The organism is Streptomyces sp. NRRL WC-3605, from assembly GCF_001509795.1.
Taxonomy (GTDB): Bacteria; Actinomycetota; Actinomycetes; order Streptomycetales; family Streptomycetaceae; genus Streptomyces; species Streptomyces viridochromogenes.
Window position 1 is genome coordinate 18,461 of the sequence record NZ_LLZN01000039.1, and the last position, 20,974, is coordinate 39,434.

The following is a 20,974-nucleotide window of genomic DNA, read 5'->3' on the forward strand; positions in this document are numbered from 1 at the left end:
CGCGACAACGGCCACGCGGGACACCACGGGGCCGTACCGTGACACCATGACGCCTCCTCCCGCCGATCTCGTCATCACCCGGTGCACGGTGCTCACGCACGACGAGCAGGAGGAGATCGGTTTCGCCGAGGACGCCTCCGTCATCGTGCGGGACGGGATCGTCGAGGCGGTCGTCAGCGGGGCGGAGGCCGGCGGGGTGCCCGCCCGCGAACGCATCGACGCCCACGGCCAGATCGCCCTGCCCGGACTGATCAACTGCCACACCCACGCCTCCATGGTCGCCCTGCGCGGGGTCGCCGAGGACCTGCCGACCGACGCCTGGTTCAACGACGTCGTGTGGCCCGTCGAGTCCAACCTCACCGCGCGGGACGTGGAGTTGGGGGCACGGCTGGCCTGCGCCGAGATGATCCGGGCCGGGGTCACCTGCTTCGCCGACCACTACTTCTCCATGGACGCCGTCGCCGCCGTCGTCGAGGAGTGCGGGATCAGGGCCCATCTCGGCGAGGCGTTCTTCTCCTCGCAGGGCCCCCGGGGACGGGAGAGATCGCTGGAGTTCGCGCTGGCGCACCGCGGGGGCGCGGGAGGCCGGATCACCACCGCCCTGGCCCCGCACGCGCCCTACACCGTGGACGACGCCGACCTCGCGGCCACCGCCGGACTCGCCCGCGAGCACGGCCTGCCCGTCCATCTGCACGCCGCCGAGAACCGCGACCAGACCAGCGCCAGCCTGGCCCGGCACGGCGTCACCCCCGTCGAGGTGCTCCGCCGCACCGGCCTCCTCGACACCGACGTCCTCATCGCGCACGGCACCGGCATCCTCGACGAGGACCTGCCCGCGCTGCGTGACGCCGGTGGCCGGGTCGCCGTCGCCACCGCGCCGCGCGGCTACCTCAAGTTCGGCTGGCCCACCACGACGCCGGTCCGGGCGCTGCGCGAGATCGGCGTCCCCGTCGGGCTGGCCACCGACGGCGCCGCCTCCAACAACTCCCTCGACGTGTGGGAGTCGATGGCGCTGACCGCCCTCGTGCAGAAGTCCACGACCGGCGACCCGCGCTGGCTGACCGCCCGTCAGGCCCTGCACCACGCCACGTTGCAGAGCGCGCGGGCCGTCGGCCTCGGCGACACCGTCGGCAGCATCGCGCCGGGCCGGCGTGCCGACATCGTGCTGGTCGACCTCGGCGGCCCGCACACCCAGCCGGTGCACGACCTGGCCGCCACCCTCGTGCACAGCGCACGCTCCTCCGACGTGCGCACCACGATCGTGGACGGCCGGGTGCTGATGCGCGACCGCGAGCTCCTGACGATCGACGTGCCGTCCGTCGTAGGGGAGTTGGGGGAGCGACTGCCCGCCCTCCTGGAACGCGGGTACGGTCGGCGCATCCAGGAGTACGACACGTAGCAGGGGTCCCGCCGAGAAATTTCACGGCGGGGCGATGAGTTCCGGCGACGGCCCCGGTCACCCCTGAGGACGGACCGTTGCACAGAAGGGGCGCCGATGTCGCTTCCGGAGATCGTTTCGCGTGAGCAGTGGCGCGCGGCGCGCGAGGAACTGCTGGTCAAGGAGAAGGCGGCGACCCGTGCGCGGGACGCGCTCAACGCCGAGCGGCGCGCCCTGCCGATGGTCGAGATCACCGAGGAGTACGTGTTCGAGGGCGGCGACGGCAAGGCCACCCTGCTCGACCTGTTCGAGGGCCGGCACCAGCTCGTCGTGTACCACTTCATGTTCGCGCCCGAGTGGGACGGGGGCTGCCGCAGCTGCTCGGCCTTCCTCGACCAGATCGGCCAGCTCGCGCATCTGCACGCGCGCGGCACGACCTTCGCCGCCGTCTCCCGGGCGCCGCTGACGCGCCTCCTGCCGTTCAAGGCGCGGATGGGCTGGGCGGTCCCCTGGTACTCGTCCTGCGGCACCGGCTTCAACCACGACTTCGAGGTGACCCTCGAACGCGACGGCGAGCTGGTGGAGCGGCCCGGCCTGAGCTGCTTCCTGCGGGACCGGGACCGCGTCTTCCACACCTACTCGGCGTACGAGCGGGGTCTCGACGGGCTCGGCTCGACCACCGGGTTCCTGGACCTCACCGCGCTGGGCCGTCAGGAGGAGTGGGAGGAGCCCGCGGGGCGCGCGTCCGTCTTCGGCGCGCCCGCGGGCGGCGAGCCGGTCCGCTATCACGACGAGTACGATGACTGACACGGACCGTCGCCCCGGATGATGCACCGTGCCCACCCGTTCACGGACAGCGGTGAACGGGTGTCAAGTACGTCTCAGTACCGTCACCGGCCGAGGCGATCCGCACCCCACGGGCGTTAACTCCTACAAGTACGACGCCACTGGAGGTGCAGGATGGTGAACGGGCGGACGGTGCTCGAACGCTTTCCCGCGGGCGGGCCGCGCGGATCGTGGCCGGCCGAGGAGTTCGCGCACGCGCGGCGCATGGAGGGCCTGCCGGCCGAGGTCGTGATGGACCTGGCCACGGACGCCTTCCTGGTGATCGTCCGCGGCGACGCGACGGCGGACGCCACGGCCTGAGAGCCGGCCGGGCGCCGGGTCAGCGCGGCTCCGGCGCGGGCACCCGGGCCGTGAACTGGTCCGCCTGGAGCGCGTACAGCTCCGCGTACAGGCCGCCGGTGGCCAGCAGCTCCTCCGGGGTGCCGGACTCCACGAGCCGGCCCTGGTCGAGGACGTGCACCAGGTCGGCGTGGCGGACGGACGCCAGCCGGTGCGTGATGAGGACGACGGTCTGACCGGCCGAGGCCAGGGCGCGGATCTTCTCGAAGACCTCCAGCTCCGCCCGTGCGTCCAGGGCGGCCGTCGGCTCGTCCACGATGAGGATGCGTCCGCGCCGGTAGGCGGCCCGGGCGATCCCGAGCCGCTGCCACTGGCCGCCGGACAGCTCGTGACCGCCGCTGAAGTGCCGCGCGAGCAGGGTGTCCAGGCCGCGCGGCAGGTCCGCCACCACGTCCTGCGCCCCGGCCTGGTCGAGCGCGCCGGCCAGCCGCTCCTCGGTCAGCGGCGCGGACGAACGGCCGACGGCCACGTTGACCCGGGCGGTGAACGGCCAGCGCTTGAAGTCCTGGGCCACCATCGCGATGCGCTCGGCGAGCTGGTGCCGGTCGGCGGCGGAGGCGTCGACGTCGTCCCACAGGATGCGGCCCCGGTCCGGGGTGTAGAGGCCCGCGAGCAGCTTGACCAGCGTCGTCTTGCCCGAGCCGTTCTCCCCGACGAGCGCGACGATCCGGCCCAGCGGCAGGGTGAGCGTGACGTCGTCCAGGGCGGGGCGGGACGACTCGCCGGGGTAGGAGAAGGTGACGTGCTCGAAGCGGACCTCCCGCGGGTCCTCGGGCAGCGGCTCCCCGCCCTCCGGGATGGCCCGCTCGGCGGCTTCCGCGTACAGCCGCTGGAGATCGCCGACGAAGAGGGCCTCCTCGTGGAGCGCGTTGACCTCCAGGACGAGGCTGTCCAGGCTGGAGGAGCCGGTCCGGATCGCGATGACCGCCGTACCGGCGACCGAGAGCGCCATGGCCCCGGCGAGCAGCAGCCCGCCGAGCGTCGCGTAGGTCGCGACGGTCGCGAGCCCCGTCCAGGCCGCCGCGATCAGCCCGGTGCGCGCCGCCAGCCGGGCCAGCCGCGCCTGCTCGGCCTCGGCGGTCTCGGACATCGCCCGGTAATGCCGCAGCAGGAACGGGGCCACGCCGTGGACGCGGATCTCCGGCGCGGCGGCCGGCTCGGTCAGCAGCCCGCTGATCAGCTGGCCGGCGCGGGCGTGCTGCACCCAGGTGTGGAAGGACTCGTAGCGGCGCCGGGCGTTGGTCAGGGCGCTCCAGGCGCTGGGCAGGGTCATGGTGGCGAGGAGCGGCAGCAGCGCCAGGTGCAGCACGGTGAGGACGCCGGCGGCGGCGGTCAGCGAGATGGCCGCGTTCACGACCCGGGTGCTGTACGCGATCATGCGGCGGGCGGACGCGGCCCCGTACTGCGCGGTGTCCAGCAGCTTGTGGAAGGCGTGGTCCTCGATCGCGGCCAGCTCCACGGCCGCCGCCCGCTCCAGGTACAGCTCGGTCGCCACCCGCTCCACCTTGGGCTCCAGCCGCCCGGTGGCGTACGTCGAGGCGGCGCGCAGCAGCGTCGAGACGACCATGACGGCGGCCATGGCGACGAGTGCCGGAGCGGCGTCCCGCAGCCGCTCGTCGATGGTCCCGCCGCCGATGAGCCGCCCCAGCACGCTGTTCACGGCCAGCAGCGCGACGGCCTGGGCGAGGCCCCGGACGATCTCCGCGGCCAGCACGGTCCGGGCGGCCCGCCGGTCGGCCTGCCAGGCGAGCCGGAAGCTGGTGGCCAGCAGGGACGGCAGCCGCCGCACCATGGCCCGCAGGTTCAGCTCCAGGAAGGCGTCGTGGTGCTGGCTCCAGCCGGTGTCGTACCGCAGAGGTCCGCCGAACAGCAGCCGCTCCGACTCCGACACCCCTGCGTCCTCGTCCCCGTGCTTCTTCCCCACGTCACGCCCTCCCCCGGACCCGTCGCGACGGAGCGCCCACTATGGCGGGGCGGACGTGCGCGGCGGGAGGGCGCGGGCCGGGCGGGCGGATGCGCGCGGGCGTACGGGCGGTCCGGTCCGGTGGGGCTCACGCGCTGAGCTGGCGGGACCAGCTCGGCGTCGTGCCGATCACCCGGCACAGCGCCAGATACAGCGGGATGGGCGGGGTGTACGGCACCGTGCCGTCCGGCAGATGGATCAGCCGGGGCGTGTCGGGGACGACCGCGCCCGTCGAGTAGCGGACGGACTCCGGCCATTCCAGGGCGTAGTCCGAGTCGGAGGGGACGATCCACCACCAGTGCGACTCGTCGGCGTACACACACCCCACGCGCGGCAGCCGGGGCAGCACCAGGGGGCCGATGCGGGCGGGGACCGCCACCGCGTCGCAGCCCAGGGGAGCGGTCATGCCCTCGGGAAGGGGCAGGCGGCGTGGCGCGGCCGTCGTGCGCATGCCGCGGCGGAAGCGGACGAGTGAGTCCAGGCTCAGCGCCTGACCGCTGCCGGACAGTCCGATCACAGCCATGCGGCCCCCGTTCCCGTCCCGTCGTGCCGTCCCCGTGCGTCGTCCTCGTCGTCCGTCCCGCCGGACGGTCCCGGCTTGGGCCGGGAACCCCAGCCGAGGTCGGCTCGCGGCTCCTCGTCGCCCGCCGGGGCTCCGGCCGCGGTGCGCGGCAGCTCGGCCCACACGATCAGTCCGGAACCGTGTTCGTGAGCCCCCCACGCATGGCACAGCGCGTCTATGAGGAGCAGCCCCCTGCCGTGCTCCTCCTCCTGACGCGCGGGCGACGAGTGGGGCTCACCGGCCGCGCACCCCTCGTCGCGCACGGCTATGCGGACGAGGTCGGCGCCGTCGTGCAGCTCGCACACGATGTGCTCGCTGGCGGTGTGCACGATCGCGTTGGTGACCAGCTCCGACACGACCAGGGCCGCCGTCTCGCAGGTGTCCTCGCACACCGACCACCCGCTCAGCCGCGCCGTGGTCAGGCGTCTTGCCTGGGCGGCCGAACCCGGGTGCGCGGCCAGTTCGAACCGGAACCGGCGCTCACCGGCCCTGCGCTGGGGGCCGACTCCCTTCCCCGCGGCGGAGTCCGTACGGGCGGGGGGAGCCCCGTCGGCACCGAGGCCGTGGGGGACCACAGTGGCGTCTGTTCCTAAGGGCGGGGACGGAATCACGCTTGCCACTATCGCCCCGCCGTGAACACTTGGCAAGTGTCACTCTGAAAATTGCAGAGTGCCGTATGACTCTCTGGAAGGGCGTGGCACACTGCTCGCAACAGCATGTCGAGCGGCGCCAGTTGGGATCACCGAAGATCCACCAGATCTTCGAACAGGTCTTCGAATGGCGCCGTCGTCCTGTCGGTGACCAGCACCCCCGCCCCGCGCGGCGGGCCCGCTCCCGCCGCCGGGAGCGAGTCGGTCAGTAGTGGATGAGCCGGCCCCCAGGGGCCGAACCCGGGTCTGGAGGTGGACGTGAGCGAGCCGCGGTCCGCGCCCACGGTGGGCCAGGTCGTTCTCGGCCGGCGCCTGCTCGATCTGCGCGAAAGCGCCGGTCTCAAGCGGGAGGAGGCCGCCCGCATCCTGCGGGTCGCGCCCGCGACGGTCCGCCGTATGGAGATGGCCGAGGTCTCGCTCAAGATCCCGTACCTTCAGCTGCTACTGAAGGCGTACGGCGTCTCCGACGCGGAGGCCGACGCCTTCGTGCACCTCGCCGAGGAGGCGAACAAGCCCGGCTGGTGGCAGCGGTTCCACGACATCCTGCCGGGCTGGTTCTCCATGTACGTCAGCCTGGAGGGGGCGGCGGCGCTCATCCGGTCCTACGAACCGCACTTCGTCCCCGGACTGCTCCAGACCGAGGACTACGCGCGTGGTGTGCTGCGCTCGGGCGCCATCGGCCAGACCAGCCCCGACGACATCGAGCGCCACGTCGCCCTCAGGATGCGGCGCCAGCGCCTGCTCACCCGCGAGGACGCGCCCCGCATCTGGGCGGTGATGGACGAGACCGTGCTGCGCCGCCACGTCGGCGGTCCGGAGGTGATGCGCGCCCAGATCGACAAACTGCTCGACGTCACGAAGCTGCCCAACGTGACCCTGCAGATCGCCCCGTTCGCCAACGGGGTGCATCCCGGCACGTTCGGCCCCTTCGTGCTGTTCCGATTCGCCGTGCCGGAACTCCCGGACATGGTCTACAGCGAGTACCTGACCGGCGCGGTCTACCTCGACGCGCGCAACGAGGTGGCGACCCACCTCGAGGTCGTGGACCGCATGGCGGCACAGGCCGCTACGGCACATCGCACGAAGGAGATCCTGCGGGATCTCCGCAAGGAGCTGTGAATGGATCGCATCAAGCCGCGCATACCCGTCTACAACGGCATGCCCGCGCGGGACTTGGGCACGGAGGGCTGGCACAAACCCTGGAGCGGGGGCAACGGCGGCAACTGCCTGGAGGCGATGAAGCTCGCCGACGGACGCATCGCCGTCCGGCAGTCCACCGACCCGGACGGGCCGGCGCTGATCTACACGACGGACGAGATGACGGCGTTCATCGAGGGCGCCAAGGCGGGAAGGGCGGACTTCCTGCTCTCCTGACGTTCCGCACGACCCGTTGCTCACCTGTTGTGTACCTGCAATTCCCCTAAATTGGTGCTGAGTTGATGACGTACTGCCGACGAACCCAGGGAGCTCGCCATGACCGGGCCGCACCCCGCCGAGATCGACACGAGCACGCCGCATCCCGCGCGGATGTACGACTGGTATCTCGGTGGGAAGGACAACTACCCCGTGGACGAGTCCATGGGCCGGCAGATGCTGGCCCTGGACCCGCGGGTGCCGGTCATGGCACGGGTCAACCGCGCCTTCATGCACCGGTCCGTGACCTGGCTCGCGCAGCACGGGGTGCGCCAGTTCCTGGACGTCGGCACGGGCATCCCGACCGAGCCGAACCTCCACCAGATCGCCCAGCGGATCGTGCCCGACGCACGCGTCGTCTACTGCGACAACGACCCCATCGTGCTGGCGCACGCGGAGGCCCTGCTGCGCGGAACCGACGAGGGCGTCACGCAGTACCTCCAGGCTGACGTGCGCGACCCGGACGCCATCGTGGAAGGTGCCCGCGAGGTCCTGGACCTCGACCGGCCGGTGGCCCTCTCGCTCATCGCGCTGCTGCACTTCGTCCCCGACGAGGACGGCGCGCACGAGCTGGTCTCCCGCCTGCTGTCCGAACTCCCCTCGGGCAGCTACCTGGTGATGACCCACGCGACCGCCGACTTCACCCCCGAGGAGTCGGAGGTCGCCGCCGGAAAGCTCCGCGCGGCGGGCGTCACCCTGGCCCTGCGCTCCCGAGAGGAGTTCACCCGGTTCTTCGACGGACTGGAACTCGTCGAGCCGGGCGTACGGGTGCCGCACCAGTGGCACCCGGAGCTGGGCGACCCCGTCCCCGGACAGGACGACGGGGTCATCCCCGGGTACGGGGCGGTGGGGCGCAAGCCGTAGACACGTCGGAGCCGGCCTGTCGGCGCCAGAAGCACGGCATGATCCGCCGGGGGGCCAGCCGGGGGGGTGGCGGTCCGTTTCTCGGACCGTTCGAAGAGCCCGCTCGATACGAGGTGTGTCGGCCGTCTTCCGGCGGGTCACCCGTCGTCTGTCGATCGGCGGGTCGGTCGGCCCTCCGTCCTCGGGCGGGTCAGTCAGCCGGGGTCCGTCCATCGGCGGGTCGGTCGGCCCTCCGTCCTCCGGCGGGTAGGTCTGCCCCCGTCCTCGGGCTGGTCAGGCGTCCGGTGCCGGGGGGAGCACCTGGCACAGGGCCTCCAGGGCCGCCTCGTAGGCGTGCTCCGGGGGCGTGGCGTAGCCGACGACGAGGCCGTCCCGAGCCGGCATGGCCGTCTGCGTCGCCGCCGTGGCCGTCTGCGTCGCCGCCGGGTGCCGGAAGGCGGCGAGGCCGTCCAGCGCGACGCCCTGCCAGGTCGCCGCCTTCACCGTGGACCGCTCGGTGCCGGGCGGCAACCTCAGCACCGCGTGCAGTCCGGCGGCGACGCCCGTGACCTCGACGTGCGGCGCGTGCGCGGCGAGCGCGGCCACGAGGCGGTCGCGCCGGCTCCGGTACCGCTGCCGCATCCGCCGTACATGCCGGTCGTAGGCCCCCGAGGCGATCAGGTCGGCGAGGCTCAGCTGGTCCAGGACGCTCGCCGACGCCTCCCGCTCGCCCTTGGCCGCGAGCACGCCCCCGACGAGCCGCTCCGGCAGCACCATCCAGCCCAGCCGCACCGCCGGGGACAGGCTCTTGCTGACCGAGCCGACGAAGACCACATGCTCGGGGTCGAGGCCCTGCACGGCCCCGACGGGCTTGCGGTCGTAGCGGAACTCCCCGTCGTAGTCGTCCTCGATCACCACCGCTCCCCGCGCGCGGGCCCAGTCGGTCACGGCGGCCCGGCGCTCCGCGTGCAGCGGCCCGCCGGTCGGGAACTGGTGCGCCGGCGTCAGCAGCACGGCCCGCTCGCGTGCCAGCAGATCGACGCGGGCGCCGTCCTCGTCGAGAGGGAGCGGCACGGTCCGCACGCCCACGGCGGCGAGCAGCTCCCGATGGAACTCCAGCCCGTACCCCTCCACGGCCAGCGGCCCGCGCAGGACCCCGCCGGGCGCGCCGCGGTCCTGCCCGAACAGCAGCCGCAGCGCGTGGGCGAACCCGGAGCAGATCACGATGCGGTCCGGCCGGGTGCGCACACCCCGCGCACGCGCCAGATACTCGGTCAGCGCTTCCCGCAGCTCGATCCGCCCGGCCGGGTCGCCGGGCCCGAAGACCTCGTTCGGCGCCCGGTTCAGGGCCCGCCGACAGGAGGCCAGCCAGGCCGCGCGGGGGAACGCCGACGCGTCCGGGGTGCCCTGCCGCAGGTCGTGCCGGGGGCCACGGGCCGGGGCCGGCGCCCCGCGGGACGGGCGCTCCGTCCGCCGGGCGGGGCGGGCCCGCTCGGCCACCCGGGTCCCCGAGCCCTGCCGGGCGGTGAGCCAGCCCTCGGCCACCAGTTCCGCGTACGCGTCCGCCACGGTGTTCCGGGCGACCCCGAGGTCGGCGGCGAGCGAACGGTACGGCGGCAGCCGGGTGCCCGGCGCCAGCCGCCCGGCGCGCACGGCCTCGCGCAGCGCCCGCGCGAGCGCGGCCCGGCGGCCTCCCGCACCGTCGTGCGCCGCCAGATCCAGATGCAGGTCGGCCCCGATCCGCTCGGCCGAATTGACCCATGATTCCGCCATGGAATTGCACCCTACAGCCGGTCGCCGGGCGCCGTAGGTTGGAGCACATGACGACGAACACCAGCACGGACAACGGAACTTGGGGCGGCACCGGCCTGGAGGCCGGGACCGTCCCGGACATCGACGCGGCGGTGGCGGCGGCCGAGGCCACGCGGACCCGCCTGGACTTCGCGAAGGCCGCTCCCAAGGTCTTCCGCGCGATCGTCGGCCTCGACGCCGCCGCCCGGAACGGCCTCGACCCCGCCCTCGTCGAGCTCGTCCAGATCCGCGCCTCGCACCTCAACCACTGCGCCTACTGCCTGCACATGCACACGAACGACGCCCGCAAGGCCGGGGAGAGCGAGGACCGGCTGCACATGGTCCCCGTCTGGCGCGAGGCCCGGCACTTCTTCAGCGAGCGGGAACAGGCAGCCCTGGCCCTCACCGAGGCCGTGACCCTGGTGTCCGGCGGCGGTGTACCGGACGACGTCTACGCCGACGCCGCGGCCCACTTCGACGAGGGCGAACTGGCCCAGCTCCTGGCCCTGATCATGACCATCAACACCTGGAACAGGGTGGCCCTCGCGACGGGCAAGGTCGCGGGCACGGACGAGCGGCGCCCGGCCGGCCGCTAGACGGGCCCCGCACCTACACCGTCATCGGCCGGTCGTACGGCGATATCGGCGCCGGCAGGCGCGAACTGCCCGTCAGATACTCGTCGACGGCCGCCGCCACCGCCCGCCCCTCGGCGATCGCCCACACGATGAGCGACTGCCCCCGGGCGGCGTCCCCGGCGGCGAACACACCGGGCACGTTCGTCGCGAACCCGGCGTCCCGGGTGATGGTGCCGCGCGGCTCCATCTCCAGCCCGAGCTGGTCGACCAGCCCGTCCGCACGGTCCGGGCCGGAGAAGCCGAGGGCGAGCAGCACCAGGTCGGCGGGCAGGGTCCGCTCGGTGCCGGGCACCGGCTGGCGCAGGGCGTCCACCTCGACCAGGTGCAGCCGGCTCACATGCCCCGCGTTGTCGCCGGAGAAGCGGAGCGTGGACGCGGCGAACAGCCGGGCGTCGGCGTCCGCCGCCGGAGCCGACCTCAGGTCCCGCGCCTCCTCGTGGGCCGCCGACAGCCGGTAGATCTTCGGATACGTCGGCCAGGGCTCGGCGTCGTCGTCCCGGTCGGCGCCCGGCTGGGCGTAGATGTCCAGCTGCGTCACGGACGCGGCGCCCTCCCGGACGGCGGTGCCGAGACAATCGGCCCCGGTGTCGCCGCCGCCGACGATGACGACGTGCTTCCCGGCGGCGGACATCGGGGACGACTCCAGGTCCCCCTCACACACCCGGTTCGCCAGCGGCAGATACGCCATGGCCTGCTCGACGCCGCGCAACTCACGCCCAGCAACCGGAAGTTCGCGCCAGGCCGTGGCCCCCGTGGCGAGCACCACGGCGTCGTAGCGGGACCTCAGCTCGGCGGCCCCGATGTCCCGCCCGACCGCCGTGGACGTCCGGAACCGGGTCCCCTCCGCACGCATCTGCTCGATCCGCCGCTCCAGATGGTGCTTCTCCATCTTGAACTCGGGGATGCCGTACCGCATCAGCCCGCCGATCCGGTCGTCCTTCTCGTACACGGCGACCGTGTGCCCCGCGCGGGTCAGCTGCTGCGCCGCGGCGAGGCCGGTGGGCCCCGACCCGATCACCGCGACCGTCCGCCCCGACAGCCGGTCCGGTGGGCGCGGCGGCGTGAGGCCGTCCTGCCAGGCCCTGTCGGCGATCGCGCACTCGACGTTCTTGATGGTGACGGCGGGCTGATTGATCGCCAGCACGCACCCCGCCTCACAGGGCGCCGGGCACAGCCGCCCGGTGAACTCGGGGAAGTTGTTCGTCGCGTGCAACCGGTTCGCCGCGTCCCGCCAGTCCTCACGCGAGACCAGGTCGTTCCACTCGGGGATCAGATTGCCCAGCGGGCAGGCGTCGTGGCAGAAGGGGATGCCGCAGTCCATGCAGCGGTCTGCCTGCTTGCTGATGATCGGCAGCAGCGCCCCCGGGACGTACACCTCGTCCCAGTCCCGCACCCGTTCCCCGACCGGCCGGCGGGGCCAGTCCTGACGGGGGGTGTTCAGGAAACCCTTGGGATCGGCCATGGCCGTCTTCCTCGCGCGCGTATGTCGCGTCCGCGGATCACGTCCGCGTGTCGCGTCCGTGTGCCGTGCGTCGTCGGGCGGCACCCTTGCCGCCACGATACGTCCCGCCCGGCACGTGCGCAGGGTGGCGGACAGCGCTTTCCCGAGGCCTTTTCGGTCGCCCGGTCGCCCGGTCGCCCCGCGGCCCGGCCGCCCGTCCCCGGCGGTGAGCCCGCCCGCCCGCTGGGGCGGTGGATCAGCTCAGCGCCAGCGCGTACGACACCATCGCGGCCGCCGAGGCCACCGTGCGCACATGGTTCCACCCCGACCACTCACGTACGTACGCCGGCCAGTACGCGCCGGCCTCCCGCGTGCCCGGCTCCAGCTTCGCCAGCGCCTCGTTCCGGGGCACGTTCGCCACCATCGTCACCCCGAACGAACCGAACAGATACAGCCCGCTGCCCAGCAGCAACTCCACGGTCACCCCGTCCGGCCAGAGCACGAAGGTCACCACGGCTATCACCGCGCACAGCACCGCCGACCCCAGGAACAGCAGCATGAACGCCGGCAGCAGCGCGGCCCTGTTCACCGCCCTCATCGCGGCCACGCCCTGCGCCGGGGGCAGGGCGGCGAGCGCGGGCATCACGAAGGTCGAGAAGGCGCAGAAGACGCCCGCCACCAGGCCGGTCCCGACCACACCGATCACGACGAGTACGAAATACGGCCCATCCATCATGTCCAACGTCAACTCCCCGTGTCCCACCGGGATCGTGCCCGGCCCCACCGGTCACCACCAGGTCACCACCAGGAAAGGCCTTGTGCGCATACGGTGCCCATGGCCGAGCGACCTGATCACATACGTGAGCGTCCAAGGGGGCGAGGGTCGCCGGTCCCGTGCCCGGGGCGTCAGAGGCGGACGGCGCCGTCCGGGTACGCCATGCCGGATGCGCCCGGTGGGTCCGGCATGGCGGCGCCCGGAGCACCCGTTCCCTCCCTCCGCCACCCCCGCAACACCGTCTCCACCGTCGCCGCGATCCTCCGCCGCGCCTGGTGCCGGGGCAGTCCGCTCATCAGCAGGTCGTCGTACGGGGTGTCCAGGTGCCGTACGGCCGCCGCGACCGCCGAGGTCACGGCGCTCTCGGACAGGGCACGCCCCGCCGCGCTGCGGCCCACCCGCCCGCTGCCCCGCACCGAGGCGTGCCCGGCGATGTCCCGGGCCCGGTCCGGCGGACACCCCGGGAACAGCCGTCGTATCTCCGCCGCGAAGGCCTCCGCGAACCGCGCGTCCTCCCGTTCGCGCCGCCGTGCGTCCCGTGCCCGGCGGCGCCGCCGGGCCTCCGTGTCCGCGAGGCAGCGCCGCTCCGCCCGGGCGAGCCCCGCCTCCTCGACCAGGACGCCCTGCCGCTCGTACCGCCCCCTGCGCCGGTTGAACCGGACCACCACCGCCGACAGCGCGCTCTCCTCCCGCGACCGGCGCGTCAGCGCGGTGTCACCGCGCGGCAGGAACACCAGATGCCCGAGGTCGGCACACTCGAGGCACCGCGGCGCCCCGTCCTCCAGCACGAGCATCCGCAACGGCCCCGCACGGCACGCCGCGCAGTGCCGCCTCCGGAGCGGCTGCACGACGACAGGCCCGGTGCGGGACGAGGGGGTGGCCGGGGGAGCTGCCATGCCCGGTTCATCCCCGCGCCGCACGGCCGGGGAACGTCCCGGCCGACCGCGTCCCCCACGGCGTCGGGGGCGCCGGGCCCTGTGGTCACCCGCTGCCGCATCATGGGCTCTGTGCGACTCGAAGCGATCACCTGGGAGCGGCTCGCCGACCGGCTGGCCGAACGGCTTCTCGACCTGAAGCCGGCCGACGGCGGCGCCCGGCCGAGGGTGGCCCTCGACGGCTCCCCGGCGGCCCGCCCAGGAGAGCTGGCCGAGCGGGTCGCCCAGGCACTGCAGGTCCGCGGCCGTCCCGCCCTCACCGTCGGCGTGGAGGGCTTCCTGCGGCCCGCCTCGGTCCGCCTGGAGTACGGGCACCAGGACGTGGACGCCTACTACGACGGCTGGTTCGACACCGGCGCCCTGTGGCGCGAGGTCTTCGGCCCCCTCGAACCCGGCGGCGACGGCCGCGTGCTGCCCGACCTGTGGGACCCGGTCACCGACCGGGCGACCCGCAGCGCCTACACCCTGCTCCCGCCCGGCGGCGTGCTGCTGCTCCACGGCCCCCTCCTCCTGCGGCACTGGTTCCCCTTCGACCTGACCGTCCACGTCCTCCTCTCCTCCGGCGCCCTGCGCCGCCGCACCCCCGAGTCCGGCCGGTGGACCCTGCCGGCCTTCGAGCGCTACGACCGCGAGACCGACCCGGCCGGCACGGCCGACGTCCTGGTCCGCGCCGACGATCCCCGCCACCCCGCCTGGAACGGCTGACCGCGTGTACCCGCCCGCCGCGGCCCCGGAAGCGGCGCCGGGCGCTCCGGGCGCTCCAGGCGCTCCGGGTGCGTGGGTCCGCGGGGCCGGAGAGAATTGATGCCGCCGGGACTAGCGGTGCGTCCCGCGCCGCGCCGGCCGTCCGGCAACGGGAGGTAATCCATGACCACTGCCGGAGACATCATGCACCGCGGCGCCCAGTGGATCCCGGCTCACGAGACCCTGGACCGGGCCGCCCAGATGATGCGCGACCTGGGCGTCGGAGCCCTGCCCATCAGCGACCAGAACGAACGGCTCTGCGGCATCCTCACCGACCGCGACATCGTCGTCGGCTGTGTGGCCATGGGCCACGACCCGAGCAAGGTCACCGCCGGTGACATGGCCCAGGGAACCCCGCGCTGGATCCCGTCGGACGCCGACATCAGCGACGTCCTCCGCGAGATGACGGACCACCAGATCCGCCGGCTCCCGGTCATCGAGGACAAGCGCCTCGTCGGCATGATCAGCGAGGCCGACCTGGCCCGGAACCTGCCCGAGGGCGACATCGGTCACTGGGCCGAGAGCGTCTACGCCCGCAGCGGGGAGACGATGACGCACTGAGGCACTGACGCACTGACCCCCGCGGACCCACGGGGTCACCTCCTGGACGCCTCCGCCGGCCGGCTGTGCCGGACGGGGGCGTGCCGCCGCTCAGAGCCAGCCGTTGCGCCGGAACCCGCGGTGCAGGACCACGCACGCGACGGATATGACGGCGAGCACGAGCGGGTAGCCGAACGTCCACCGCAGCTCCGGCATGTGCTCGAAGTTCATCCCGTACACCCCGCACACCATCGTCGGCACAGCGATGATCGCGGCCCACGCCGTGATCTTCCGCATGTCCTCGTTCTGGGCGACGGTGACCTGCGCCAGGTGCGCCTGGAGGATCGAGTTCAGCAGCTCGTCGAAGGCGAACAGCTGCTCCTTGACCCGCAGCAGGTGGTCGGCGACGTCCCGGAAGTACGCCTGTATCTCCGGGGCCACCACCCGGATCGGCGCGGTGGCCAGTTCCTCCAGCGGACGGCTGAGCGGCACCACGGCCCGCTTCAGCTCGAGAAGTTCACGCTTGAGCTGGTAGATCCGGCCCGGATCGGCCCGTGCGCCGTTCTCCGCGAAGACGTCCGTCTCGACCTCGTCGATGTCCTCCTGCACCGAGTCGATGACGCTCAGATAGTCGTCCACCACGTGGTCCGCGATCGCGTGCAGCACCACGGCCGGCCCTTTCGTGAGCTGCTCGGCGTCCGACTCCAGCTCCTCGCGCAACGGACCGAGCGAGCCGTGCCGCCCGTGCCGCACGGTGATCACGAAGTCGTGGCCGGTGAACACCATGATCTCGCCCGTATCCACCACCTCGCTGGTCGACGTGAGCTCCTCGTGCTCGATATAGCAGACCGTCTTGAACACGGCGAACAGCGTGTCGTCGTACCGCTCCAGCTTCGGCCGCTGATGCGCCTCCACCGCGTCCTCGACCGCCAGCGGATGCAGGTCGAACAGCTCCGCGATGCCGGCGAACTCGTCGTCCGTGGGCTCGTGGAGACCCAGCCAGACGAATCCGCCGCGGCGCTTGCGCACCCGCTGCAGGGCGTCGGCCACGTCCCCGCTCACCGGGACCCGCGCACCGTCCTGATAGGTCACGCAGTTCACCACCGAGGAGCCCAGCGGGGATCTGGCCGGATGGCTCAGGTCGACGCGCGGACGCCGCCGTGCCAGCCGTGCCACCTTGCGCAGGCCGCCGACCTTCGAAAGGCCGGTGACCTTGCGCAGATTCCCTGCCATGGACATCTGGACCCCCCTGTGTCGGATCTCCTGCGCACGTCATCTCGACGGCCGCCGGGCGGTGTTCCCGCCGCGGGGTGCGTCGTGGCCGCCAGTCTGCCAGGAGAGGGTGAGACGCGGGTAAGCCTGTGGGAACAGCGCGTTCCGCTTGGTTCCCGCCTGTGGACGACGCGAGCGCACCCGTGTCCGGCAGCCGTGGGAAAGGTGGAAAGCGTCCGTGCGAAAGGTGGAAATCGGCGCGCCGGGGCCGAGCGTCGGCCTCTTCGGACAAGGGTGGCAACTGGGATGATCGGCGCATGACGCGAACCGACGGATACCTCCTGGACAACCGGCAGGACGAGGCAGCCGAGCGCTTCGACGCCTTCGCCGCACTCTTCGACCCCACGACGTTCCGGCACCTGGAACGGCTCGGCACCGGCCCCGGCTGGCACTGCTGGGAGGTCGGCGCCGGAGGCACCTCGGTGGTGTCCTGGCTGGCCAAGAAGGTCGGCCCCACCGGGCGTGTCGTCGCCACCGACATCGACACCTCACGGCTCACCCCCGCCGCCCGCCCGCCGGTCGAGGTCCGCGTCCACGACGTCGCCGCCGACGAAGCCCCGGGGGAGGGCTTCGACCTGGTGCACGCCCGGCTCGTCCTCGTCCATGTGCCGGACCGGGACAAGGCGTTGAAGTCGATGATCGGCGCCCTGCGCCCCGGCGGCCGTCTGCTGATCGAGGACGCCGATCCGGCCCTGCAGCCGTTGCTCTGCCCGGAGGACCACGGCCCCGAGCAGCAGCTCGCGAACCGGCTGCGCAACGGGTTCCGCACCCTGCTGGCCGAACGCGGCGCCGACCTCTCCTACGGCCGCCGGCTGCCGCGCCTGCTGCGCGAGGCCGGGCTGCAGCGGGTGGAGGCCGACGCGTACTTCCCGCTCGCCTCGTCCGCCTGCGCCGCTCTGGAGTCCGCCACCGTCCGGCAGATCCGCGGCCGGCTGGTCGCCGAAGGCATCGCCACCGACGCGGAGATCGACCGCCACCTCGCCGACGTGGCCGCCGGCGGCATGGACCTGGCCACCGCCCCGATGATCTCGGCGTGGGGACGCAAGGCGCCGGAGGAGACCGGCGGCTGACCCGCGCGCCGGAGCTCATCCACCAGACCTCACCTGCCGGACCTCATGTCGCCGAAGGGGGTCTGCCGCCCACCCGTCCCACGGCCACCGCACCGGCCCGGCATCCCTCCCGCGCCGCCTCCTCGGGCCCGGCGTCCCGCAGCAGCGCGGCCAGGAAGGCGCCCGTGAAGGCGTCCCCCGCCCCCGTCGTGTCCCGCGCCACCGCCGGTTCCGCCGGAACTCGCGCGCACACGGCCCCGTCCCGGGCCACCAGCGCCCCGTCCGCGCCCTGCTTGGCGACCACCAGCGGCACCCGGAGGCTCAGTTCGGCCGCAGCCCGCTCCGCGTCGGCCGTCCCCGTCAGCAGGCGGGCCTCGCCACGGCTGGGCAGCAGGACGTCCACTCCCGCCACCGCCTTCAGGAAGCGGTCGGCGCCCAGGCGCACCAGGAACCCGGCCGACGCCGGGTCCAGACTCACCCGTACGCCCCGCGCGCGTGCCGACCGCAGAGCCGCCGCCACCAGCGCCCGGCTCGGCTCCGAGAACAGCAGGTACCCCGACAGGTGCAGATGGCCGACCCCGTCGAGCAGATCCTCCGACCAGTCCCCAGGGTCCAGTCGCAGGGAGGCGCCGCTGTCGGTCAGGAACGTCCGCTCGGCGGCGGCACCCCCGTCGACCAGGCAGATCACCGTCCCGGTCGGCGCCTTCGGATCGACGACGAGCAGCGGCCGTACCCCGCCGGCCACCAGCTCCCGCTCGTGCCAGGCCGCCGCGTCCGCCCCGACCCGGCCCAGCAGCCGTACGTCCGCGCAGCCCCGGTACGCCGCCCAGCAGGCCACGTTGGCGCCCGCGCCGCCCGGCACGGTCCGGATGACCGCCGCCGTGTCCGTGCCGGAGGCGAGCGGTCCGTGGTGACGGGCGACGACGTCCGTCACCACGTCCCCGACGACCAGGAGGGCACCCGGCGAGGACACCGGGTCGTGTGCCGCCCCCGCGCTCACACCCCGGTCCAGGCCGCCGCGATCCGCCCCGCCAGCCGCACGTTGCCGCGCACCGCCGCCAGGTTGGCGCTCAGGGAGGCGCCGTCGGTGTGCCGTACCAGGTGGTCCAGCAGGAACGGGGTGACGGCCTGGCCGGTCACGCCGCGCTCCTCGCACGCGTGCAGCGCTTCGGCCAGCACACGCGCGTGCAGGTCCGGATCGAGCTGCTCCTCCTCCGGCACCGGATTGGCGACGATCAGCGCCGACGCGGGCCCGTCGAGATCGTCCTGGGCACGCATCACCTCGGCCACCTCCCTCGGTGAGCGCAGCGTCCAGTCCACCGGGTGTCCCGAGTCGGACAGGTAGAAGCCGGGGAAGCGCTCGGTGCCGTAACCGGCCACCGCCACCCCCAGGGTCTCCAGCCGCTGCAGGGTGGCCGGGACGTCCAGGATCGACTTCACGCCCGCGCACACCACCGTGATCCGGGTCCGTGCCAGCAGCCCCAGGTCGGCCGACTCGTCCTGCGTCACCGTCCACTCCCGGTGCACGCCCCCCAGACCGCCCGTCGCGAACACCCGCACACCGGCCAGCGCCGCCAGCTGCGCCGTGGCCGACACCGTCGTCGCACCGCTCGCCCCGGCCGCCACCGCGAGCGGCAGATCCCGGTGCCCCAGCTTCCGGATGCCGTCCTCGTTGGCGATCCGCTCCAACTGCTGCTTGTCGAGGCCGACGTGCGGCCGTCCGTCCAGCACGGCGATCGTCGCGGGTACCGCACCCACCCGCCGTACGACGTCCTCCAGTTCCAGCGCCACCTGGAGGTTGCGCGGACGGGGCAGCCCGTGCGCGATGATCGTGGATTCCAGGGCCACCACCGGGCGACGCGCGTCGACCGCCTCCCGCACTTCCTCCGACACCACCAGCACCACGCGACTGCCTCCTGTCTGTCGGTACACCCTCATCCCTGGCGACACACGCGGCCGGTCAAACCCTTGCGGCCTGTGGGGGACGACACCAGCCTGGAGTGCATGAAGGACAACACCGCACGTCTGGACCATGTCGTCCTGTGGGTCCGCGACCCGGTCACGGCCGCCGGCTTCTACCAGAAGACAGTCGGCATGGAGCCCGTCCGGCTCACCGAGTTCACCGAGGGGACGGTGCCGTTCCCCTCCGTCCGCCTCAACGACGAGACGATCATCGACCTCATGCCGCTCACCATGGCCGAGCGGATGAAGATGCTGCCCGGCGCCGCGGGGAGCGCCGGCCACCCCGTCAACCACGTCTGCCTCGCCCTGCCCGGCGAGGACTTCGACACCTTGCGGGCCCGCCTGGAGGAGAGCGGCACACCCGTGTCGGACATCTCGCGCGACTCCTTCGGCGCCCGCGGGAACGCCACACGCAGCTTCTACTTCCGCGACCCCGACGGCAACGTGTTCGAGGCCCGGCACTACGACTGACCCGGCGATCGCGAAAGGGGGCCACGCGCGCGTGGCCCCCTCCCGCTCCGGCGTCAGACCGGCTGCACGCCCTCCAGCGCTCCGTGCGGGTTGAGCACGTACTTGCGGCTCGCTCCCTGGTCGAAGTCGGCGTAGCCGGCCGGCGCGTCCTCCAGGCCGATCACGGTGGCGTTGACCGCCTTCGCGATGTGGACCCGCTCGTGCAGGATCGCCATCATCAGGCCACGGTGGTACTTCATGACCGGGCACTGCCCGGTCGTCAAGGTGTGGCTCTTGGCCCAGCCCAGACCGAGGCGCACCTTCAGGGTGCCGGTCTGCGCGTCCTGGTCGACGCCGCCCGGGTCGTCCGTGACGTACAGCCCGGGGATGCCGAGGGCACCGCCCGCGCGTGTGAGACCCATCAGCGAGTTGAGGACCGTGGCGGGCGCCTCCCCGGCGTCCTTGCCGTGGGCCCGGGCCTCGAAGCCGACCGCGTCGACCGCGGCGTCCACCTCGGGCTCCCCGAGGATCTGCGCGATCTGGTCCTCGACGCTGCCCTGCGAGACGTCGACCGTCTCGCACCCGAAGCTGCGCGCCTGCGCGAGACGTTCGGCGTTCAGGTCGCCGACGATGACCGCGGCGGCCCCCAGCAGCTGCGCCGAGGCGGCTGCCGCCAGCCCCACCGGGCCCGCGCCGGCCACGTACACCGTCGACCCGACCCCGGCACCCGAACTGACCACACCGTGGAAGCCCGTCGGGAAGATGTCCGACAGCATGGTCAGGTCCAGCAGCTTCTCGCGCGCCTGGTCCCGGTCGGGGAACTTCAGCGCGTTGAAGTCGGCGTAGGGGACCATGACGAACTCGGCCTGCCCGCCGACCCAGCCGCCCATGTCGACATAGCCGTAGGCGGCGCCCGGCCGAGCCGGGTTCACATTGAGGCAGATGCCCGTTTTGCGCTCCTTGCAGTTGCGGCAGCGCCCGCAGGCGATGTTGAACGGCACCGAGACGATGTCGCCCACGTCGAGGAACTCGACGTCGGGGCCCCGCTCGACGATCTCCCCGGTGATCTCGTGTCCCAGGACCAGCCCCGCCGGCGCGGTCGTCCGTCCGCGCACCATGTGCTGGTCGCTTCCGCAGATGTTGGTCGCGAGAACTTTGAGGATCACCCCGTGCCGGCACATACGGCCGACGTTGTCCGGATGGACTCCCGGACCGTCCTTGAGTTCGAGCGTCGGGTAGTCGATGGTCCTGACCTCGACCGCGCCCGGCTTCAGATACGCCACTGCCCTGTTTCCGCTCATGCGTGATCTCCGTCCTTTCGGCTCCCGTCTCCTCCAGAAGCCAGTCGGATACCAGCGGCTGCGCGCACATCCGAGTCTGCTACCG

Annotated in this window: 22 protein-coding genes; 11 read left to right on the top strand and 11 right to left on the bottom strand. The window is 73.1% G+C overall.

The features are described 5' to 3' along the window. The first annotated feature begins 46 nt into the window (after positions 1 to 46). From ADL34_RS07430 to ADL34_RS07440, 3 genes are all read left to right on the top strand, one after another. On the top strand, positions 47 to 1,399 hold the full coding sequence (locus tag ADL34_RS07430; RefSeq protein ID WP_062674736.1) for an amidohydrolase: 1,353 nt from the start codon (positions 47 to 49) through the stop codon (positions 1,397 to 1,399). Between the two features lie 96 nt (positions 1,400 to 1,495). Then, positions 1,496 to 2,185, top strand: a complete 690-nt coding sequence (locus tag ADL34_RS07435; protein ID WP_062674734.1) for a DUF899 domain-containing protein — start codon at positions 1,496 to 1,498, stop codon at positions 2,183 to 2,185. Positions 2,186 to 2,338: 153 nt separating this feature from the next. Continuing rightward, positions 2,339 to 2,524, top strand: a complete 186-nt coding sequence (locus ADL34_RS07440) for a hypothetical protein (protein WP_062674732.1) — start codon at positions 2,339 to 2,341, stop codon at positions 2,522 to 2,524. Between the two features lie 19 nt (positions 2,525 to 2,543). Here ADL34_RS07440 and ADL34_RS07445 read toward each other — a convergent pair whose 3' ends face one another. The 3 genes from ADL34_RS07445 to ADL34_RS07455 form a co-directional block, all read right to left on the bottom strand. After that, positions 2,544 to 4,487 (bottom strand): ABC transporter ATP-binding protein, encoded by a 1,944-nt coding sequence (locus tag ADL34_RS07445; RefSeq protein ID WP_062674730.1) that lies wholly within the window; start codon positions 4,485 to 4,487, stop codon positions 2,544 to 2,546. 127 nt (positions 4,488 to 4,614) lie between these two features. Then, positions 4,615 to 5,049: a hypothetical protein gene (locus ADL34_RS07450; protein WP_062674728.1), complete on the bottom strand. Its 435-nt coding sequence runs from the start codon at positions 5,047 to 5,049 to the stop codon at positions 4,615 to 4,617. Beyond that, positions 5,040 to 5,708, bottom strand: a complete 669-nt coding sequence (locus tag ADL34_RS07455; protein WP_062674726.1) for an ATP-binding protein — start codon at positions 5,706 to 5,708, stop codon at positions 5,040 to 5,042. Before ADL34_RS07455 ends, ADL34_RS07450 begins: the two co-directional genes overlap by 10 nt. 288 nt (positions 5,709 to 5,996) lie before the next feature. Between ADL34_RS07455 and ADL34_RS07460 the strand changes: the two genes are divergently transcribed. The 3 genes from ADL34_RS07460 to ADL34_RS07470 all read left to right on the top strand — a co-directional run bounded on the left by ADL34_RS07460 (position 5,997) and on the right by ADL34_RS07470 (position 8,015). Continuing rightward, complete coding sequence (locus ADL34_RS07460; RefSeq protein WP_062674795.1) at positions 5,997 to 6,857, top strand: helix-turn-helix domain-containing protein; 861 nt, start codon at positions 5,997 to 5,999, stop codon at positions 6,855 to 6,857. Next, positions 6,858 to 7,112 (top strand): DUF397 domain-containing protein, encoded by a 255-nt coding sequence (locus tag ADL34_RS07465; protein ID WP_062674724.1) that lies wholly within the window; start codon positions 6,858 to 6,860, stop codon positions 7,110 to 7,112. Positions 7,113 to 7,211: 99 nt separating this feature from the next. Then, a complete protein-coding gene (locus tag ADL34_RS07470; protein ID WP_062674723.1) occupies positions 7,212 to 8,015 on the top strand; it encodes an SAM-dependent methyltransferase in 804 nt (267 codons plus the stop codon). A gap of 273 nt (positions 8,016 to 8,288) precedes the next feature. Here ADL34_RS07470 and ADL34_RS07475 read toward each other — a convergent pair whose 3' ends face one another. Continuing rightward, on the bottom strand, positions 8,289 to 9,767 hold the full coding sequence (locus tag ADL34_RS07475) for a PLP-dependent aminotransferase family protein (RefSeq protein WP_062674721.1): 1,479 nt from the start codon (positions 9,765 to 9,767) through the stop codon (positions 8,289 to 8,291). 47 nt (positions 9,768 to 9,814) lie between these two features. On the opposite strand from ADL34_RS07475, the gene ADL34_RS07480 reads away from it, so the two are divergent. Further along, a complete protein-coding gene (locus tag ADL34_RS07480; protein WP_062674719.1) occupies positions 9,815 to 10,381 on the top strand; it encodes a carboxymuconolactone decarboxylase family protein in 567 nt (188 codons plus the stop codon). Between the two features lie 13 nt (positions 10,382 to 10,394). Here ADL34_RS07480 and ADL34_RS07485 read toward each other — a convergent pair whose 3' ends face one another. The 3 genes from ADL34_RS07485 to ADL34_RS07495 form a co-directional block, all read right to left on the bottom strand. Then, complete coding sequence (locus ADL34_RS07485) at positions 10,395 to 11,882, bottom strand: glutamate synthase subunit beta (RefSeq protein ID WP_062674717.1); 1,488 nt, start codon at positions 11,880 to 11,882, stop codon at positions 10,395 to 10,397. A gap of 235 nt (positions 11,883 to 12,117) precedes the next feature. After that, a complete protein-coding gene (locus tag ADL34_RS07490; protein ID WP_062674715.1) occupies positions 12,118 to 12,597 on the bottom strand; it encodes a DUF1772 domain-containing protein in 480 nt (159 codons plus the stop codon). Positions 12,598 to 12,767: 170 nt separating this feature from the next. Next, complete coding sequence (locus tag ADL34_RS07495) at positions 12,768 to 13,532, bottom strand: DUF2293 domain-containing protein (protein WP_079034505.1); 765 nt, start codon at positions 13,530 to 13,532, stop codon at positions 12,768 to 12,770. 111 nt (positions 13,533 to 13,643) lie between these two features. Here ADL34_RS07495 and ADL34_RS07500 point away from each other — a divergent pair, with 111 nt between their 5' ends. Together ADL34_RS07500 and ADL34_RS07505 are read left to right on the top strand one after the other, a co-directional pair. Further along, on the top strand, positions 13,644 to 14,276 hold the full coding sequence (locus tag ADL34_RS07500; RefSeq protein ID WP_062674794.1) for a hypothetical protein: 633 nt from the start codon (positions 13,644 to 13,646) through the stop codon (positions 14,274 to 14,276). A 162-nt stretch (positions 14,277 to 14,438) separates the two neighbouring features. Continuing rightward, positions 14,439 to 14,876 (top strand): CBS domain-containing protein, encoded by a 438-nt coding sequence (locus ADL34_RS07505; RefSeq protein ID WP_062674711.1) that lies wholly within the window; start codon positions 14,439 to 14,441, stop codon positions 14,874 to 14,876. 90 nt (positions 14,877 to 14,966) lie between these two features. Here ADL34_RS07505 and ADL34_RS07510 read toward each other — a convergent pair whose 3' ends face one another. Then, positions 14,967 to 16,094 (bottom strand): magnesium and cobalt transport protein CorA, encoded by a 1,128-nt coding sequence (locus tag ADL34_RS07510; protein ID WP_062674709.1) that lies wholly within the window; start codon positions 16,092 to 16,094, stop codon positions 14,967 to 14,969. 290 nt (positions 16,095 to 16,384) lie between these two features. Between ADL34_RS07510 and ADL34_RS07515 the strand changes: the two genes are divergently transcribed. Further along, a complete protein-coding gene (locus ADL34_RS07515; RefSeq protein WP_062674707.1) occupies positions 16,385 to 17,197 on the top strand; it encodes a methyltransferase domain-containing protein in 813 nt (270 codons plus the stop codon). A gap of 43 nt (positions 17,198 to 17,240) precedes the next feature. On the opposite strand, the gene ADL34_RS07520 is transcribed toward ADL34_RS07515, so the two are convergent. Continuing rightward, complete coding sequence (locus tag ADL34_RS07520; protein ID WP_062674705.1) at positions 17,241 to 18,176, bottom strand: carbohydrate kinase family protein; 936 nt, start codon at positions 18,174 to 18,176, stop codon at positions 17,241 to 17,243. Further along, positions 18,173 to 19,081, bottom strand: a complete 909-nt coding sequence (locus tag ADL34_RS07525) for a pseudouridine-5'-phosphate glycosidase (RefSeq protein ID WP_199835535.1) — start codon at positions 19,079 to 19,081, stop codon at positions 18,173 to 18,175. The genes ADL34_RS07520 and ADL34_RS07525 overlap by 4 nt, the downstream gene beginning before the upstream one ends. A gap of 99 nt (positions 19,082 to 19,180) precedes the next feature. Here ADL34_RS07525 and ADL34_RS07530 point away from each other — a divergent pair, with 99 nt between their 5' ends. After that, a complete protein-coding gene (locus ADL34_RS07530) occupies positions 19,181 to 19,609 on the top strand; it encodes a VOC family protein (protein WP_062674703.1) in 429 nt (142 codons plus the stop codon). A 53-nt stretch (positions 19,610 to 19,662) separates the two neighbouring features. Here the strand turns inward: ADL34_RS07530 and fdhA are convergent, their stop codons facing one another. Next, positions 19,663 to 20,889, bottom strand: a complete 1,227-nt coding sequence (fdhA, locus tag ADL34_RS07535) for a formaldehyde dehydrogenase, glutathione-independent (protein WP_062674700.1) — start codon at positions 20,887 to 20,889, stop codon at positions 19,663 to 19,665. Positions 20,890 to 20,974: the final 85 nt, after the last annotated feature.